The following is a 16,506-nucleotide window of genomic DNA, read 5'->3' on the forward strand; positions in this document are numbered from 1 at the left end:
GGCAAACGCACGTAACCGACAACCAGGACACCCCCATGGCAACACCGCTCGAACGCATCAAGATCCTCGAACCGCGCCACCCCAACCGCTCCACCGGCATCATCAACGGCCGCACCAGCGGCATCCTCAACTGGAACGACATCCCCTACCCGTCCTTCTACCGGGCGTACAAAGAGCTGTCGACCAACTTCTGGATCCCCGACGAAGTCGACATGAAGGGTGACGCGCGCGGGTACGGCGAGCTCAGCGCGCGCGAAAAGAACGCCTACGATTCCATCATCGGCCTGCTGGCCACGCTGGATTCGCCGCAGACCCGCTTCATCTACAACGTCGCCGAATACATCACCGACCCGGCCGCGCACGCCAATGCGGCGATCATCGGCCAGCAGGAGGTGATCCACAACGAGAGCTACAGCTACGTGCTGGCCTCCATCGCCGGGCTGGCCGACCAGAACCGGGTCTTCGAGATCGCACGCACCCACCCCACCATCCAGGCGCGCAACCAGCCGATCATGCAGTCCTATGACGACTTCATGCGCGAGAAGACCGCCGAAACGCTCATCCGCTCGCTGATCCAGTCCTCGATCCTGGAAGGCATCAATTTCTATTCGGGCTTCGCGTTCTTCTACAACCTGGTGCGGCAGAACCGCATGACCGGCACCGGCAAGATCATCAGCTTCATCAACCGCGACGAACTGGCCCATACCAAGTTCATCAGCGAGTTGATCCGCGCCATCATCGGCGAGAACCCGCAGCTGCAGGGCGATCAACTCACCGCCTACGTGCACGACGCCTTCGAGCATGCCATCGCGCTGGAGACCCGCTGGACCGGTGAGGTGCTGGACGGCATCGACGGCATCGACGTGGACGAGATGATCCGCTACGTGAAATACCGCGCCAACAAGATGGCCGGCATGCTCGGCATCGAGAAGCTCTACAGCGATACCAGCGTCAACGTGATGCCGTGGATCAAGGCCTACGCCGACAACTTCACCGAAACCAAGACCGACTTCTTCGAGATGCGCAACGCCAGCTACAAAAAGACCAATGCGGACAACGGCTTCGACGATCTGTAGGAACGCGCGGCCATGAACCTCCTGCTTGCCTATGCATCGTTGAGCGGCAACACCCGTGAAGTGGCGCGGCTGCTGGCTGCTTACTGCACCGAGCGAGGTCATGCGGTGCGCTGCCTGGACGTGGACAGCGACCCGGTGGACGATGCCCTTGCCCAGCCGCATGCGGGGTTGCTGCTGGGCTGCTGGACTGACAACGCCGGCCGCACGCCTGCCGAGATGAAGCAGTTCGTGGCCACGCTGCGCGACGGACCGGGGCTGCCGCCCGGCGAAACCGTGGCGGTGTTCGGTACCGGGGAAACCCAGTGGGGCCTGGAGTTCTACTGTGGCGCCGCGCACCGGCTGGCCCGTTTTTTCGGCTCGCCACTTCCGGTGCTGGAGATCGAGCAGATGCCGCACGGCAGCGACGACACCCAGACCATTCACCGCTGGGCCGACCGTGTGCTGGCCCATTTCGAGACGCCTTCCAATGCTGACCCTGCACGCCACCACCGCTGACGACTACCGTGCCGCCCTGCGCGAACATCCTGTTCTGCTGGTCGATTTTCACAAGGACGACTGCCCGGGCTGCCGGATGCTGGACATGTCGCTGGCCAGCGTCGCCGGTTCGCCCCGCGCGGCGGGTGTCGTGCTGCTCAAGGTGAAGCTGGAAACCATCGGCGAAGTGTTCTTCCGCAGCCTCGGCCTGCGCCAGACACCGACGTTGCTGCTGATCCGTGGCGGGCGTGAAGTCGCACGGCTGGCCGGCTATCAGTCCCCCGGAAAGATCGGCGAGGCGTTGGCGTCGGTGATGCCCTCCTGAGACAGGAGAAGGTGGCCGCCCGTCCAATCACCGGCACGGTCGGTTCCCAAACCACCGCCGATACCGGCGCAACGCGCATTGCACGCAGGACCCACGAACGCAGTCCGCGCCTGCGATCAGCAAACCGGTCTGCGCCCCCCGTCATGTCGCCACCGCAGGGTGACCCGATGCGTGCAGTCGACCAAGGTTCGCCCCAAGCCGGCGCCGGGGACCAGCATCAGGCCGGGCGACGGCTCAACAACCCGCGCCGCTTGAACCACCATTCCAGCGGCAGCGTCACCAACGGCGGCACCGCGGCCAGCACTGCCAGGCCCGCCGCCCACCATGGCCACCGCAGCCGCACCGCGGCCAGCACCGTCACCACGACGTAAGCCATGAAGGCAAACCCATGCAGTGGACCGAACACGCGGACGCCGACCGGGGTCGGGTCGGCGGCGTGGTACTTGAAGTACATACCGATCAGCAGCCCGGCCCAGGTCAATGCTTCGATGAAGGCGACGGTGGCAAATACACGGCCCATCGGGCGCATCGGAAGAGGAGCGTTCAAATCAGACTCGGCTCGGCACGGACAGAATGCCCATGATAGCCGCGAACTGCGAATGCGACCCGTTTGCAGAACCACCGCAACGAAAACGGGCGCACGCAACGCGCACGCCCGCATCCTTCAGACGAACATGCCGCCGGACGCCTCCACCCGCTGTGCATTGATCCAGCCGGTGCTCGGCGACAACAGCGCCGCCGCTACCGGGCCGATGTCCTCCGGCTGACCGGCACGCCCCAACGCCGTGATCGAGGCAACCATGCCGTTGACGTGTTCGTCGTCGCGCACCCGACCGCCGCCGAAGTCGGTGGCGATCGCGCCCGGTGCCAGCGTGTTGGCGCTGATGCCACGCGCGCCCAGCTCCTTGGCCAGGTAGCGGGTGAACACCTCGATGCCGCCCTTCATCATCGCGTAGGCCGAACTGCCCGGCAGCGAGAAGCGCGCCAATCCGCTGGAGACATTGAGGATGCGCCCGCCATCGGCGATCAACGGCAGCAGCGCCTGGGTCAGGAAGTACGGCCCCTTCAGGTGTACCGCCACCGCGTGGTCGAACTGTTCCGGCGTGGTGTCGGCGATGCTCGCATACAGACCTTCGCCGGCATTGTTGAGCAGGCCCTGCAGATGGCGGGCGCCGAGGGTCTGCAGGGTCTGCCGCACCTGGTCGGCGAACGCGCCAAAGCTGCCGCTGTCGGCCACATCCAGCGGCAAGGCCACCGCGCGCCGGCCCAGCGCCTCGATCTGCGCCACCACCTGCTGCGCGGCATCGGCMTGGTTGCGGTAGGTCAACACGATGTCCGCGCCGTCGGCGGCCAGGGCCAGGGCGGCATTGCGGCCCAGGCCACGGCTACCGCCGGTGATGAGGACGATACGGGGCGAGCTGCTCATGTGGATTCTCCAGCGTTGGGGGTGGGTACAGCCTATTGATCTTGCAGGGCCACATAAATCACGCGATCCTGATTTGACTGTTCAATATTGGATAACAATCCATGGACCGCCTCGACCAGCTGCGCAGCTTCCTGCGCGTCGCCGAACTCGGCTCGTTCACCGGCGCCGCCGACAGCCTCGGCCTGCCCAAGGCCAGCGTGTCGCTGGCGGTGCAGCGGCTGGAGGCCGAGGTGGGCGTGCAGCTGCTGCACCGGACCACCCGCCGCGTCCAGCTCAGCGCCGACGGCGCGCAGTTCCAGCAGCGCGCCCGCGACCTGCTCGACGACATGGAAGAGCTGCAGGGCATGTTCCGCCGCGACACCAGCCAGCTCAAAGGGCGGCTGCGGGTGGACATGTCCAGCGGCCTGGCCCGGCAGCTGGTGATCCCGCACCTGCCCGGTTTCCTGGCCCTGCATCCCGGCCTGGAGATCGAACTGAGCGGCACCGACCGCCGCGTCGATCTGGTCCGCGAGGGCTTCGACTGCGTGCTGCGGGTGGGCAGCCTGGACGACAACACGCTCGTCGCCCGCCCGCTGGGCCTGATGCGGATCGTCAACTGCGCCAGCCCGGCGTATCTGGCCACGCACGGCACCCCACGCGAACTGGCAGACCTGGCCGATCACGCCTTGATCCACTACGTCGGCACGCTCGGCCAACGCTCGCCGGGCTTCGAGTATCCCGACGGTGCCGGCTACCGGAACCTGCCGATGCGCGGTCCGATCACCGTCAACAGCGGCGAGGGCTACAGCGCCGCCGCGCTGGCCGGGCTGGGCATCATCCAGGTGCCACGTCTCGGGGTGCGCCAGGCGCTGGCCGCCGGCACACTGGTGGAAGTGCTGCCGCAGCTGGCCGCCGAGCCGATGCCGGTGACGTTGCTGTACGCGCAGCGCCGCCACTTGCCACAACGGGTGACTGCATTCATGGACTGGGTGGCCGGGGTGATCCAGCCGGAACTGTCGCGGGAGGACTAGCGCAACGGCGGACGGGCGTGAACATTCATGCACGATAGAATGCACGTTTGTACGCATTATCGCGCACGTTTCCGTATACTCAGTCCTCTGCGCAACGAACGATGCCCGTTTTCGCCGGTTTGAACAATCTTCCCTGCACGTTTCATTTCCCGCGAGTCGTTCCATGACCCCCGAAGCCCTGCCCGGCGAACGCCAACAGACCATCCTGCGCCTGCTGCGCGAACAAGGCCGCGTGTTCTCCGCGCCGCTGGCCGTGCAGATGGGCGTGTCGGAAGACTCGATCCGCCGCGACCTGCGTGATCTGGCCAGCCAGGGCCTGTGTCGCAAGGTGTACGGCGGCGCCCTGCCCGCCGCACCGGCGTTCCCGCCACTGGCCGACCGCCATGCCCAGCAACGCGAACAGAAGCAGGCCCTCGCGCGTGCCGCCGCCGCGCATGTCCGCCCGGGCGAGCTGGTGCTGCTCGACGCCGGTTCCACCAACAGCGCCATCGCCGCCTGCCTGCCCGACCAGCACGGCATCCGGGTGATCACCAACGCACCGGATATCGCGGTGCTGCTGATGGCACGCAACGGTATTGAGGTCAGCCTGATCGGCGGCCGGCTGGACCGGCGTATCGGCGCGGCCGTCGGTGCACAGGCGCTGGAAGCGATCGCCGCGTTGCGGGTGGACGTGTGTTTCATCGGAACCTGCGCAGTGGATGCAGAAGCCGGGATCTGGGCCGTGGACGGCGAAGAGGCTGCGCTCAAGCGCGCGATGCTTGCCGCGAGCAGCCGCTGCGTGGTGGTGGCCAGTAACGAAAAACTCGGGGCACAGGCCGCGCATCGCATCGGCGGGGTCGAGCAGATCGACATCCTGGTGCTCGAAGCCGACGCACCGTCGGCCCAGGCCGAGGCGTTCGCGCGTCGCGGCGTCGATCTCCACCACGCCCGCGCAGAGTGAGCCCGCTCCCGATGTCCACGCTTGCACGTTCCACGCTCGTCGGCACACGCACCGAACAGCACGCCACCCGCGCCGCCTTCTTCCTGCCCGGTTTCGCCACCGCCGCGTGGGCGCCGCTGGTGCCCTTCGCCAAATCCCGCACCGGCCTGGATGAAGGCTCGCTTGGCCTGGTGCTGCTGTGCCTGGGCGCCGGCTCGCTGCTGTCGATGCCGCTGGCCGGCATGTTCGCCGCACGCCATGGCTGCCGCGCGGTGATGATCGCCACCCTCATCATGGTGATTGCCAGCCTGCCGCTGCTGGCCATCGCGCCCTCGCCATGGACGCTGGGTCTGGCCTTGTTCGTGTTCGGCGCCGGCGTGGGGGCCTGCGACTGCACCATGAACATCCAGGCGGTGATGGTCGAGCGGGACAGTGGGCGGCCGATGATGTCCGGCTTCCATGCCTTCTACAGCATCGGCGGCGCCGTCGGCGCGGCGGCGATGACCGCGCTGCTGGCCCTGCATCTGCCGCCGTGGCTGGTATGCCTGCTGGGGTCGGCGGTGATGGCGGCGCTGCTGGGCGTCTCGCTGCCGTTCTGGCGCAATGACAAGGCGCCGTCGGGCGCGCCGGTGTTTGCCGTGCCGCGTGGCGTGGTGCTGGGCATCGGCGTGCTGTGCTTTGTCGCCTTCCTGGCAGAAGGCGCGATGCTGGACTGGAGCGCGGTATTCCTGCATGAAGTGCAGCAGGTCGACCCCGCGCGTGCCGGGCTGGGTTTCATGACCTTCGCCATCGCGATGACGGTAACGCGGCTGGTCGGCGATGGCGTGGTGGCACGGCTGGGACGGCACCGCGCGATCCTGCTGGGCAGCCTGGTCGCCGCCGGCGGTTTCGCGCTGGTCACCTTTGCCCCGGCACTGCCACTGGCGCTGCTCGGCTACGCGCTGATCGGCCTGGGCTGCGCCAACATCGTGCCGGCGCTGTTCTCGATGGCCGGCAACCAGAAAGCCATGCCCGAAAGCCTGGCGATTCCGGCCATCACCACGCTCGGCTATGCCGGCGTACTGGCCGGACCGGCGCTGATCGGCTTCGTCGCCCACGGCAGCAGCCTGGTATTCGCGTTCTGCCTGGTCGCCGCTGCGCTGTTGCTGATCGGGCTGGTGGCGCGCTGGGTGAAGGCCTGAGCCAACGGTGTCACTTGGCGCCGGCAGCATGGGCGGCGTGCTCGCACTTGGCGTACTCGTCGCGGCTGATCCTCATGTCCTTGTCGGCGTCGCACTTGCGCAGGCGCGCGGCAATGGCATCGGGATACACATTCACCTCCGGCAGGGTAACGATGCCGTCCTTGTCCTTGTCCAGCGCCTCGAACGCAGGCAGCGGCGCGGGCGCCCTGGCTGTCGGCGCGGCAGCGGCGTTCGCGGCGATGCCTRCCAACAGCAGCATCGTCAGCAGCCAGCGCGATCTTTGTGCCATCCGGTTCATCAGTGTTCTCCCAGGTCGTGGCGACGGATGATCCGGCGCCTGCGCAAGGCTGGACCTGCCCGCCAGTCGTTGGGCGTGAACGCAGCGCCGGGCATTCCCACGGCGGCTTAACACGGCGACCAGCACGGCCGCGTGGATCAGCACGGGGCTGACCAACGGTGGCGTTACCATCGGCTCACCGCCTGCCGGATACGCGCCATGACCGCACCGTCCTTCGATCCCCGCCCGCGCCGCGCGGCCTTCCGTGCGCTGCATGACGACGGCTGCTTCGTATTGCCCAACCCGTGGGATCCGGGCAGCGCACGCTACCTGCACAGCCTGGGCTTCCAGGCAGTGGCTTCGACCAGTTCCGGCCATGCCTGGAGCCAGGCGCAGGCCGATGGCACGGTGTCGCTGGATGAAACGCTCGCCCACCTGCACACCCTTGCCGCCGCCACGCCGCTGCCGCTGAATGCCGATTTCGGCGACGGCTTCGGCACGCTGGATGAGGTCGGCAGCAACGTCACCCGCGCCATTGCCACCGGGGTGGCGGGTATCTCCATCGAAGATGCCGGGCCAGACCCGGCCCATCCGCTGCGCACGCTGGAGGACGCGGTGGCACGGGTACGCGCGGCACGCCGGGCGATCGACCAGTCCGGTGAAGATGTGCTGCTGATCGGCCGCGCCGAAAACTTCTTCGTCGGCCGCCCCGACCTGGACGATGCGATCACCCGGCTACGCGCGTATGCCGACGCGGGCGCGGACTGTCTCTACGCACCCGGCATCAGCACCCGCGAACAGATCGAAGCGGTGGTCAACGCCGTGGCGCCGCAGCCGGTCAATCTGCTGGTCGGCGCCGCCGTACCGTTCACCCTGCAGGACATCGCCGCAATGGGTGTGCGCCGGGTCAGCGTCGGTGGCGCGATGGCACGGGTCGCCTGGGGCGGGATGATGCGCGCCTCGCAACTGCTGATGGACGAAGGCCGCTTCGACGGATTCGCCGATGCGGCATCCGGGGCCACCTTGAACCAACTGTTCCGCTGAGCGCACTTCAGTGGCTGGACAGCACCACCACCGCGCCGGTGACCAGCGCAATGCCCACCCAGCCGATCGGGCGCAGCCGGTTGCCGAACAGCACGCGCCCGCAGATCGCCGTGCCGATCACCCCGACCGCACCCCACATCGCATAGGCGGTGGCCAGGTCCATCGTCTTCAGCGCCTGGCCGAGCAGCGCGAAGGCGATCCACACCAGCAAGATCGCAGCGACACCCCACGCCGGCTTACGGAAGCCATCGGACTTGGCGACCATCATGTTGGCGGCGATGTCGATCACTGCCGAGCACAGCACGAAAAGAAAGGCGGTGAGGTTCATGGCGTGTGTGCTTCGCCCAGGGTGACGCAGACGATACCCGCGGCGGCCATCAGCAGGCCGACCATCTGCTGCACCGAGAGGCTCTCCTTGAACACGACGATGCCGACCAGCGTCAACAGGGTCAGGCCAAGGCCTTCCCAGACCGCATAAGCCACCCCGACCGCGATGCCGCGCACCGACAGCGCCAGGAAGTAGTACGAAATGGCCAGCGCCACGGCCATCACCGCATAGCCGAGGTAACCGCCATGGCGCGCCGCGTCGGCCATGAACGAGGTGCCGACCACTTCGGCGACGACCGCGAGGGTCAGGCAGGCCCAGGCGATCAGACCGCCACGGGCACGGGGTTGCGAATGCACGTGTGTGTGCATGGAAAGCTCCTTGATGTTGGGCCGGCGCGCACCGACGAAGGGCCGGGTACCGGGGCATCTGCCAGGGTGGCGGATACGCGTGCGTCGGTGGCGCGCCTGCAGGCACCGGCCGTGGATGGGCTGGTGGGTGCCGACCGTTGCCCGGTACAAACGGTCAGGCAATGGCGGCCCAATGACGCGATCAGTATCATCGTCAATTCCATCAGTCCAAAGATGGAATCCATCGATACAGGCGATACGTCCATGCGCTACAGCCCGGAATCCCTACGCGCGTTCGTCGAAGCCGCCGCCCTGGGCTCGTTCTCAGCCGCTGCGCGGCGCCTCAAGAAGACCCAGTCCACCATCAGCACCGGCATCGCCACGCTGGAGGCCGACCTCGGCCTGACCCTGTTCGACCGCACCAGTCGCTACCCGCAGCTGACCGAGGATGGCCGCAAGGTGCTCGGCCACGTGCAGGAGATCCTCGCCGCCGCCGAGCGCCTGGAGCACCTCAGCATCCGCCTGGGCGACGCGGTCGAGCCACGCCTTACCCTGGTGTTCTCCGACATCTATCAGCTCAACCCCGACCAGCACCTGCTGCGCCGGTTCGAGCAGCGCTTCCCGGACATCGAGCTGGAGTGGCTGGATGCCGAAGGCGACGACGTCCTCGACGTGGTGGAACGTGGCCGCGCCCAGCTCGGGCTGGTACCGCAGCAGGCGCAGTATCCATCCGCGCTGGCGGTGCGGTCGCTGCCACTGCGCGCGGAAATGGCGGTATTCGTGGCGCGCGACCATCCGCTGACCCGGATCGCCACGCCGGACGAATCGCATCTGGCCGGGCATCGCCAGATCTGCCTGAGCGGCGATGCGCGGTGCAGTGGCCACGCACGTGGGCGCATCTGGGCGGCCTCGGACTACCTGATGGTGCTGGAAATGGCCGAAGACTGCTTCGGCTGGGCCGAGCTGCCGCGCGACCTGGTCAGCCGCTATGGCCGCGACCAACTGGTGGAACTGCCCCTGCCGGGCTGGCCGCGCCTGATCGGTGCCGATGCGGTGTGGTCGCGCGATACCCCGCTCGGCCCGGCGGCGCTGTGGCTGCTGGATCAGTTTCTGCTGCCGACGTGAAGGATGATGCCTCCATCAATCGAGGCATCCGGCAGCCTCGCTGACCATCGCCGGAGGCAGCAGGGGGCGTCGGGACGCGTCGCCTGTTGCAGGCCCCAAGCCTGCCTCAGCGATGCGCCAACGCGTAGTCGATTGCCGCGCACACCGCCGCCACCTGCGCGTCGTTGCACTGCTGCGGGGTGGCACGCGGACTGTCCGGGTAGACCTCGGTGGTGGTGGTGTATGTCGCGCCGGTGATGCTGGCGCACAGGCCGAGCCTCTTCAGCGGGTACTCGATCACGCCGGGGGCGACCACCGGCGAGCCGATGATTTCGTTGCGGTCGTCGGCCGGGGCGATGTGGGTCACCTGCTCCACCGCCGCGTTGACCGCGGTCTGGAACGCGGGCTGCGGGTTTTCGCTGTCGTCCACCAGATAGAAGCCATCCGGGATCAGGCCCGGCTCGAACGGCTTGCCGTCGCGCGCGGCCAGCGCCGGGCGGAACTCGCTTTCGTCGCTGTCGGTGGTTTCGTGCAGGTCGATGTGCATGAGCATGCCGTCACGCAACGGTTCGACCAGCGCCATCAGTGCGGCCGATTCGGCCGCCGGGCTGTTGGCCACGAACGCGCGGTTGGGATCGATCGCATCGGCGTTCCAGCGCTGGACGCGCTCATACCCCCATGGGCTCACGCAGGGCACGACCAGCACATTGACGCGGCCGGCATAGTCCTTGGCGCGGGTGGCCAGGAACTGCAGCGCGCCCTGCACGCCGCTGGTTTCGTAGCCGTGCACGCCACCGGTGACCAGCACGCTGGGCAACTGCGGGTTCCAATCGCGGCTGCGCACCGCAAACAGCGGGTACTGGTGCGGCGGGTACTCCAGCGTGCCGTACTGGGTGACGTCGAAGTCCCTACGCAGGGCCTCCAGCAGCGGCAGCACGTCATCGGCGTACACACGCTGCGGCACCTGGCGGGCGCGCCATTGCGCCTTTTCATCGGCGCCCCAAGGCTGGCCGGGGGTGCCGATGGGATAGAACGGGGCGTCGGTCATGGCGTGCTCGTCTGTACTGCGGTTCGGGCCGGTCATTTTACGCCACGCCGATCCAGCGCTTCATCGACCGGGACATGGCCCTGGGTGAGTTCGATGATGCGATGACGCAGCGCCGGATGCTCCACCAACCCGACCAGGGTGGCAGCGACGTCCTCGCGCGGTACGTCGCCATAGGCGATGGCCGGGCCGAGGGTCACCCGCCCCGTGCCGGGCGCGTCGCTGAGCGTGCCGGGGCGCAGGATCACCCAGTCCAGGTCGCTGGCGGCCAGATAGACATCGGCGCGCTTCTTGACCGTCATGTAATTCTCGAAGCCCTCGCCCAGTGCCTCGCCGCGCCCGGCTTCGGGGAATGCGGACACCAGCAGGAAGCGTTTCACGTTGGCCTGCTGCGCGGCCTGCACGGCCAGCTCCAGCCCACGGCCGTCGATGGCATTGGTCACCTCCATGCCCGCGCCACCCGCGCCGGCAGTGAACACCACCACCTCGCTCCCGCGCATCTGCGTGGCCAGCGTGGCGGCGTCGATCCCGGTCAGGTCGCCCTGCACCGGCACGCCGCCCAGTGCGGTCAGTTCCGCCGCCTGCTCGGCGCGGCGATGCATGGCCAGCGGCTGATGGCCACGGGCGGCCAATTGTTCGACCAGATGGCGGCCGACCTTGCCGGCGGCACCTACGATGAAGACCTTGGTCAACGGCGTGCTCCTGTCATGTATCGAGATGGACAGGGTAGCGACCGGCGCGTGACCGACCCGTGCGGCGGCGGTCCGCGCGTAGTACGCCTGCCCCTGTCAGCCGCCGGCGTACTGCGCCTCGCTGACCTGCTCCATCCAGGTCACCGGCGAGCCGTCCACGGCCTCGGCGATGGCGATATGGGTCATCGCCACGTCGGCCTTGGCCCCATGCCAGTGCTTGACCCCCGGTGCGATCCAAACGATGTCGCCCGGGCGGATCTCCTGCACCGGCTTGCCCCACTCCTGCACGCTGCCCACGCCTGCGGTGACGATCAGGGTCTGGCCGAGYGGATGGGTATGCCAGGCGGTCCGCGCGCCGGGCTCGAAGGTGACCGTGGCACCACCCACGCGCGCCGGTGCGGGCCGCTGGAACGGGGCATCGATGCGCACCGTGCCGGTGAAGTAGTCGGCCGGGCCGGCGGCCGAGGCGGTGCTGCCGGCGCGGGCGATCTGGATCGGGGCCTGCGCGTCGGGCGTGGCGACGGCGGCCATCGACAACAGGGCGGTACTCAACAGGTCCATGGAAGTCTCCTCAGGACGGGAAGCGGATCCGCTGCGCGGGTGTTCGCACGGCGGCGGCAGGAGGTGCCACTTTAGCCCCGCAACGGCCAGGGACTTCCCCGCGCAGCTGGCATGCTGTCATGAGGCCTCCTCATCAATTCGCCAGCAGTGACGCCTTGCGTTCACCAGTGGTGCGCGCCCATCATGACCGCACGTGAATCGCACGCCCGCCGGAGCGCCTGCATGGCCCGAGAGAACTTCAACGACCTGCAGGTATTTCTCACCGTCGCGCGCGAGCGCAGCTTCACCCGCGCGGCCGCCCAGCTCGGGGTGTCCCAGTCTGCGCTGAGCCACACCATGCGCGGCCTGGAAGAACGTCTCGGCGTGCGCCTCCTGACCCGCACCACGCGCAGCGTGTCGATGACCGAAGCTGGCGAGCGCCTGTACGACACGGTCGCGCCCCGCATGCAGGAGATCGAGGCCGAGCTGGTGGCGATCACCGATTACCGCGACCACCCCGCCGGCACCATCCGCATCACCACCGCCGAACACGCCGCCAACAGCATCGTGTGGCCGCGGCTGAGCGCGGTGCTGCCCAACTACCCGGACCTGCGGGTCGAACTCACGGTCGATTACGGCCTGGCCGACATCGTGGCCCAGCGCTACGACATCGGCATCCGCCTGGGCGGGCGCGTAGCCAAGGACATGATCGCCGTGCCGATCAGCGGGCCGCAGCGGATGGCGATCGTGGCCAGCCCGACCTACTTCGCCGGTCATGTGGCGCCACGGACACCGGACGATCTGGGCGCGCACGACTGCATCGGCCTGCGCCTGCCCACCCACGGCGGGCTGATGGTGTGGGACCTGCAGAAGGATGGCCAGGAGGTCAACGTGCGCGTGGCCGGCCAATGGACCTTCAACGGCAGCAGCGCGATGCTGCGCGCCACGTTGGCGGGCGCGGGGCTGGCCTACCTGCCCGAGGACATGGTGCTGGAGCACGTGCGCGCCGGCCGCCTGCTGCGGGTGATGGAGGACTGGTGCGATGTGTTCGACGGGTATTACGCCTATTACCCCAGCCGCCGGCAGTCCTCCAGCGCGATGCGCGTGGTGATCCAGGCGCTGCGCGCCAACCCGTAGAGCCGACCGTTGGTCGGCTGCCACGTAGAGCCGACCGTTGGTCGGCTGCTCTCCGTCGGGTTCCGTGACGGTGTGACAGCCGACYAACGGTCGGCTCTACGCGCGGTTCACGGGCGCAGCAGCACCTTACCGTTGCGGCCCGGCTCCAGGCTGGCCTTGGCCGCGGCAGCCACGTCATCGAGGCCGAATACCGCATCCACCGGCAGGCTCAGCCCGCCGCGTGCGGCCAGCTGCAGCAGTTCGCCGACCAGGCGGCGCTTGTCTTCCGGCGCCATCGCCTGGCTGACCTTGCTGCCCCAGAAGCCCTTCACCGTGGCCTGCTTGAAGATCACATCGCCCGAGTTGAGCTGCATCGGCTCGCCAGTCATCGACCCGAAGGACACCAGCGTGCCGCCATCACCGAGCAGGGTCATCAACTCGCTGCTGGCGCGGCCGCCAACCGAATCCACCGCCGCGACGATGGGCTGGTCGCCGGTCTTGGCCTGCACCTTCGCCATCCAGTCCGACTGTGCAGTCGACACGGTGTGCTCGATGCCCAACGCGTCCATCTCGGCCACGCCCGCATCACGCCGCACTAGGTTTACGCAGTGCACGCCCCGCGCCTTGGCCAGCATCGCCAGTGCCTTGCCGACCGCGCCATTGGCTGCGTTCTGCAGGATCCACTGGCCCGGCTTGACCTGCAGGAACTCCAGCAGCATCAGCGCGCTCAACGGCATCGCAATGAGCTGCGCGGCGGTCTCGTCGTTGATCGCCTCGGGCATCGGAATCACCATTTTTGCCGGTGCCACGAAATACGCCGCCCACGTGCCATGCACCGAGGCGGCACTGACCCGCTGCCCGACGCTCAGGCCGTCGACGCCCTCGCCGAGCGCATCGATCACGCCGGTCGCTTCGCTGCCCCCAATGGCCGGCAGCGTCGGCTTGTAGCCGTATTGCCCGCGCACGGTCCACAGGTCGTGGTTGTGGATGGTGGCCAGGACGGTGCGGATGCGCACCTCGCCCTTGCCCGGCTGCGGCATTGCCGCGTCGCCGCCGTGCAGCACCGCCGTGGGATCACCGAATGTTTCATGCAATGCAGCGCGCATGTGTTTTCTCCTGTTGCTGGATCTAGGTTGCCGGGCAAGGCCGGCCCTACGTTGTTGAAGAAGGTTGCCGGGCATTGCTCGGCGTTATGGTGTTGACGGTCACCGGAGCGTGCCCGGCGGCGCGTCATGGAAGCGTCGCGGGACCCGCCTCAGCGGCGGTGCCGATGCGCAGCCACCACCGCCGCGCGCGGCTGGCGCCAGGCGCGTGCGCGCAGCACCAGGGTCTGCAGCACCAGCAACGCGGCCACTGCCAGCGCCAGCACCGACACCGTATCGGCGCCGGGCAGGCGCCAGCCGGACTGCTTCACATACACACCCACCAGCGCCCACACCACGGCGGCCGGATAGGCGAAATGACCCCGCAGGCGCTGGTTGACCGACCACGCCAGCAGCGTGGCCGCCGCCAGCAGCACCACGCTCCAGGTGAACATGTCCGCGGTCGGCAGCCACTCGTAGGCCACGATCACCTGCGCCGTATTGAGGAAGGCCGCCATCGACAACCAGCCGGCATGCAATGCCAGCGGATAGGCCGCCCACGCACGCTGCCCGGCGCTGGCCTCCGGCGGTGCCGCGCGGACCGCCGCGACAATCAGGCACACCAGGGCGGCCCAGATGATCGCCAGCGCCGACAGGAACCATTGGTTGGAAAACACCGGCATCCACACCGCGGTGAGCACGAAGCCGGTGGCCGCCCAGCCACGTACGCCGACCAGGTCCGGCTTGCGGCGGCGCAGCTGCCACAGCCCGAACGCCACGTCCCACAGGAAGATCAGGCCCCAGATCGCGAACGCATAGCCCGCTGCGACCAGCAGGGTCGGATAACGGTCGGAAATCGCACCGTTGRTCGGGCCGAACGCACCGGATTGCGAAAACCACGACACCACCGGCATGGCCAAGGCGGCCAACAACACGATCCAACGCATGCATCCACTCCAACTCAAAGAGCGGTGACGATACGCGGTTAACGGTTAAGGGGGTGGCATCGCCCTGGTCGCATGGCCGGATCGCACCATCAAACGGCCCGTCATTGCAATCACTTACTAAGATAGCCTTTGCTATATTGCGGTCCATGGACATCCAACGCCGCCCACCCACCGCGCCTGCCTGGCCCTCCTCCAGCGGGCACAGCCCGAGCCTGGGCGAGATGAACGCCAGCGTCGCGGTGCCGCAGGATGGGCACTGGTGGTTTCGGCTGCTGGCCTTCCTCGGGCCGGGTTACATGGTCTCGGTGGGCTACATGGACCCGGGCAACTGGGCCACCGACATCGCCGGCGGCGCGCAGTTCGGTTATCTCCTGCTGTCGGTGATCCTGCTCTCCAACCTGATGGCCATCGTGTTGCAGGGGCTGTCGGCGCGGCTGGGCATCGCCACCGGGCGCGACCTGGCCCAGGCCTGCCGCGACCACTATTCCAGACCGGTCAACCTGACCCTGTGGCTGCTGTGCGAGATCGCGATCATCGCCTGCGACCTGGCCGAGGTGATCGGCACCGCCATCGCGCTGAAGCTGCTGTTCGGCATCCCGCTCGTGGCCGGGGCGATCATCACCGCCATCGATGTGGTGCTGGTGCTGTGGCTGATGAACCGGGGATTCCGGGCATTGGAGGCGTTCGTGATCGCGCTGCTGCTGGTGATTTTCGCTTGCTTTGCGATCCAGATCGCACTGGCGGCGCCACCGCTGCAGGCCGTGCTTGCCGGCTTCATTCCGCGCGCGGAAGTGGTCACCCATCCGCATGCGCTGTACCTGGCCATCGGCATCATCGGGGCCACGGTGATGCCGCACAACCTGTACCTGCACTCGTCGATCGTGCAGACCCGCGCCTACCCGCGCACCGAGGAAGGCCGTCGCAGCGCGCTGCGCTGGGCGGTCACCGACAGCACCCTTGCCTTGATGCTGGCGTTGTTCATCAACGCATCGATCCTGATCCTCGCCGCTGCCGTATTCCATGCGCAGGGACGCACCGATGTGCAGGAGATCGAACAGGCCTACGAACTGCTGGCGCCAATGCTGGGCGTCGGGCTGGCGTCCACCCTGTTTGCGGCCGCCCTGCTCGCCTCGGGCATCAATTCCACGGTCACCGCCACGCTGGCCGGGCAGATCGTGATGGAAGGATTCCTGCGGCTGCGCATTCCGCCCTGGGCGCGGCGTCTGATCACCCGCGGCATCGCGATCGTGCCGGTGGTGATCGTTACCGCGATCTATGGCGAACAGGGCACCGCGCGCCTGTTGGTGCTGAGCCAGGTGCTGCTGTCGATGCAGTTGCCGTTCGCGGTGGTGCCGCTGGTGCGCCTGGTCTCGGACAAGGCCAAGATGGGGCCGCTGGTGGCGCCGCGCTGGCTGATCGCACTGGCGTGGCTGATCGGGGCGGTGATCATCGTGCTCAACGTGAAGTTGTTGGTGGATACGCTGGCCTGACCCCGCGCAGCAGCGCACGGAAACGCGGGCAGTCCAGGTGGCTGCTGGCCCGGCAAGCCGCCGCGTGGCGCAGGCCATCGCGC

Annotated in this window: 20 protein-coding genes; 10 read left to right on the forward strand and 10 right to left on the reverse strand. The window is 67.9% G+C overall.

Annotated features, from left to right (window positions below; genetic code table 11):
- Positions 1-35 precede the first annotated feature (35 nt).
- Genes AC1DQP_RS06645 through AC1DQP_RS06655 form a run of 3 tightly spaced genes read left to right on the forward strand, consistent with a single transcriptional unit; the run spans position 36 to position 1,875 of the window.
- The gene (locus tag AC1DQP_RS06645) at positions 36-1,076 is read left to right on the forward strand and encodes a ribonucleotide-diphosphate reductase subunit beta (protein WP_256774276.1); all 1,041 of its coding nucleotides are present in this window, start codon (positions 36-38) and stop codon (positions 1,074-1,076) included.
- Between the two features lie 12 nt (positions 1,077-1,088).
- Positions 1,089-1,571 (forward strand): flavodoxin, encoded by a 483-nt coding sequence (locus tag AC1DQP_RS06650; RefSeq protein WP_457322073.1) that lies wholly within the window; start codon positions 1,089-1,091, stop codon positions 1,569-1,571.
- On the forward strand, positions 1,543-1,875 hold the full coding sequence (locus AC1DQP_RS06655) for a thioredoxin family protein (RefSeq protein WP_478051292.1): 333 nt from the start codon (positions 1,543-1,545) through the stop codon (positions 1,873-1,875). Before AC1DQP_RS06650 ends, AC1DQP_RS06655 begins: the two co-directional genes overlap by 29 nt.
- A gap of 217 nt (positions 1,876-2,092) precedes the next feature.
- Here the strand turns inward: AC1DQP_RS06655 and AC1DQP_RS06660 are convergent, their stop codons facing one another.
- Together AC1DQP_RS06660 and AC1DQP_RS06665 are read right to left on the reverse strand one after the other, a co-directional pair.
- Positions 2,093-2,404, reverse strand: coding sequence for a DUF3817 domain-containing protein (locus AC1DQP_RS06660; RefSeq protein ID WP_256774376.1), 312 nt, complete (start codon positions 2,402-2,404; stop codon positions 2,093-2,095).
- Positions 2,405-2,539: 135 nt separating this feature from the next.
- On the reverse strand, positions 2,540-3,301 hold the full coding sequence (locus AC1DQP_RS06665) for an SDR family NAD(P)-dependent oxidoreductase (RefSeq protein ID WP_478051293.1): 762 nt from the start codon (positions 3,299-3,301) through the stop codon (positions 2,540-2,542).
- A gap of 101 nt (positions 3,302-3,402) precedes the next feature.
- Here AC1DQP_RS06665 and AC1DQP_RS06670 point away from each other — a divergent pair, with 101 nt between their 5' ends.
- The 3 genes from AC1DQP_RS06670 (at position 3,403) to AC1DQP_RS06680 (ending at position 6,411) form a co-directional block, all read left to right on the forward strand.
- The gene (locus AC1DQP_RS06670) at positions 3,403-4,311 is read left to right on the forward strand and encodes a LysR family transcriptional regulator (protein ID WP_256774272.1); all 909 of its coding nucleotides are present in this window, start codon (positions 3,403-3,405) and stop codon (positions 4,309-4,311) included.
- Positions 4,312-4,474: 163 nt separating this feature from the next.
- Positions 4,475-5,251, forward strand: a complete 777-nt coding sequence (locus tag AC1DQP_RS06675; RefSeq protein WP_478051294.1) for a DeoR/GlpR family DNA-binding transcription regulator — start codon at positions 4,475-4,477, stop codon at positions 5,249-5,251.
- A gap of 11 nt (positions 5,252-5,262) precedes the next feature.
- Entirely contained in the window at positions 5,263-6,411 is a 1,149-nt protein-coding gene (locus tag AC1DQP_RS06680; protein WP_478051295.1) for an MFS transporter, read from the forward strand.
- A 10-nt stretch (positions 6,412-6,421) separates the two neighbouring features.
- On the opposite strand, the gene AC1DQP_RS06685 is transcribed toward AC1DQP_RS06680, so the two are convergent.
- On the reverse strand, positions 6,422-6,853 hold the full coding sequence (locus tag AC1DQP_RS06685) for an EF-hand domain-containing protein (protein WP_478051296.1): 432 nt from the start codon (positions 6,851-6,853) through the stop codon (positions 6,422-6,424).
- A gap of 54 nt (positions 6,854-6,907) precedes the next feature.
- On the opposite strand from AC1DQP_RS06685, the gene AC1DQP_RS06690 reads away from it, so the two are divergent.
- The gene (locus AC1DQP_RS06690; RefSeq protein ID WP_457321875.1) at positions 6,908-7,732 is read left to right on the forward strand and encodes an isocitrate lyase/PEP mutase family protein; all 825 of its coding nucleotides are present in this window, start codon (positions 6,908-6,910) and stop codon (positions 7,730-7,732) included.
- A gap of 7 nt (positions 7,733-7,739) precedes the next feature.
- Here the strand turns inward: AC1DQP_RS06690 and AC1DQP_RS06695 are convergent, their stop codons facing one another.
- Together AC1DQP_RS06695 and AC1DQP_RS06700 are read right to left on the reverse strand one after the other, a co-directional pair.
- Complete coding sequence (locus AC1DQP_RS06695) at positions 7,740-8,060, reverse strand: DMT family transporter (RefSeq protein ID WP_478051297.1); 321 nt, start codon at positions 8,058-8,060, stop codon at positions 7,740-7,742.
- Positions 8,057-8,428, reverse strand: coding sequence for a DMT family transporter (locus tag AC1DQP_RS06700; protein WP_457320139.1), 372 nt, complete (start codon positions 8,426-8,428; stop codon positions 8,057-8,059). The genes AC1DQP_RS06695 and AC1DQP_RS06700 overlap by 4 nt, the downstream gene beginning before the upstream one ends.
- A gap of 243 nt (positions 8,429-8,671) precedes the next feature.
- On the opposite strand from AC1DQP_RS06700, the gene AC1DQP_RS06705 reads away from it, so the two are divergent.
- A complete protein-coding gene (locus AC1DQP_RS06705) occupies positions 8,672-9,532 on the forward strand; it encodes a LysR family transcriptional regulator (RefSeq protein WP_478051298.1) in 861 nt (286 codons plus the stop codon).
- 106 nt (positions 9,533-9,638) lie between these two features.
- Here the strand turns inward: AC1DQP_RS06705 and AC1DQP_RS06710 are convergent, their stop codons facing one another.
- The 3 genes from AC1DQP_RS06710 to AC1DQP_RS06720 form a co-directional block, all read right to left on the reverse strand.
- The gene (locus AC1DQP_RS06710; protein WP_457320137.1) at positions 9,639-10,559 is read right to left on the reverse strand and encodes a M14 family metallopeptidase; all 921 of its coding nucleotides are present in this window, start codon (positions 10,557-10,559) and stop codon (positions 9,639-9,641) included.
- Between the two features lie 32 nt (positions 10,560-10,591).
- Positions 10,592-11,248: an SDR family oxidoreductase gene (locus AC1DQP_RS06715; protein ID WP_457320135.1), complete on the reverse strand. Its 657-nt coding sequence runs from the start codon at positions 11,246-11,248 to the stop codon at positions 10,592-10,594.
- Between the two features lie 96 nt (positions 11,249-11,344).
- Entirely contained in the window at positions 11,345-11,809 is a 465-nt protein-coding gene (locus AC1DQP_RS06720) for a (R)-mandelonitrile lyase (protein WP_457320133.1), read from the reverse strand.
- Between the two features lie 222 nt (positions 11,810-12,031).
- Between AC1DQP_RS06720 and AC1DQP_RS06725 the strand changes: the two genes are divergently transcribed.
- Positions 12,032-12,925, forward strand: a complete 894-nt coding sequence (locus AC1DQP_RS06725) for a LysR family transcriptional regulator (protein ID WP_457320131.1) — start codon at positions 12,032-12,034, stop codon at positions 12,923-12,925.
- A 107-nt stretch (positions 12,926-13,032) separates the two neighbouring features.
- Here AC1DQP_RS06725 and AC1DQP_RS06730 read toward each other — a convergent pair whose 3' ends face one another.
- Both AC1DQP_RS06730 and AC1DQP_RS06735 read right to left on the reverse strand, forming a co-directional pair.
- Positions 13,033-14,010, reverse strand: coding sequence for a zinc-binding dehydrogenase (locus AC1DQP_RS06730; protein ID WP_478051299.1), 978 nt, complete (start codon positions 14,008-14,010; stop codon positions 13,033-13,035).
- 149 nt (positions 14,011-14,159) lie between these two features.
- On the reverse strand, positions 14,160-14,933 hold the full coding sequence (locus AC1DQP_RS06735; protein WP_478051300.1) for a hypothetical protein: 774 nt from the start codon (positions 14,931-14,933) through the stop codon (positions 14,160-14,162).
- Between the two features lie 146 nt (positions 14,934-15,079).
- On the opposite strand from AC1DQP_RS06735, the gene AC1DQP_RS06740 reads away from it, so the two are divergent.
- Entirely contained in the window at positions 15,080-16,423 is a 1,344-nt protein-coding gene (locus AC1DQP_RS06740; protein ID WP_478051301.1) for an Nramp family divalent metal transporter, read from the forward strand.
- Positions 16,424-16,506 lie beyond the last annotated feature (83 nt).

This window comes from Stenotrophomonas sp. P5_A8, from assembly GCF_056400545.1.